The 571-nt window shown below is 73.4% G+C and carries 1 protein-coding gene; it reads left to right on the plus strand.

Annotated elements, in window-relative coordinates; translation table 11 throughout:
- Positions 1-571 (plus strand): AMP-binding enzyme (locus ACYVMZ_RS39425; protein ID WP_461088146.1); only part of this gene is annotated, 571 nt, incomplete at both ends.

Consider the following 571-nt stretch of genomic DNA (forward strand, 5'->3'; position numbering starts at 1 on the left):
GGCCGGCTGGTGTTCGCGGGGCGTGCGGACGAGCAGGTGAAGGTGCGTGGGTTCCGGGTGGAGCCGGGTGAGGTCGAGGCTGTGCTGGCGGCGCATCCGGCGGTGGCCCAGGCGGCGGTTGTGGCGCGGGAGGAGGCGCCGGGGGACAGGCGGTTGATCGGCTATCTGGTGCCTGCCGAGGCGGGGGCGTCGGTCGCTGACGTGGTGCGAGGGTATGTCGCCGAGCGGCTGCCGTCGTACATGGTGCCGGCGGCGTTCGTGGAGCTGGACACGCTCCCGTTGACGGTCAACGGGAAGGTGGACCGGGCGGCGCTGCCCGCACCGCAGTACGCCGCGGGTATGGGCCGGGCGCCCGGGAACACCCGGGAGGAGCTGGTGTGCCGGGCCTTCGCCGAGGTGCTCGGGCTGCCCGCGGTCGGTGTGGACGACGACTTCTTCGTTCTGGGTGGGCATTCGCTGCTGGCGGTGTCGTTGGTGGAGTGGTTGCGGCGGCGTGGGGTGTCGGTGTCGGTGCGGGCGTTGTTCGTGACGCCGACGCCGGCTGCGCTTGCGGCGGTGGCGGGGCCGGAGT

The organism is Streptomyces deserti (genome assembly GCF_054782695.1).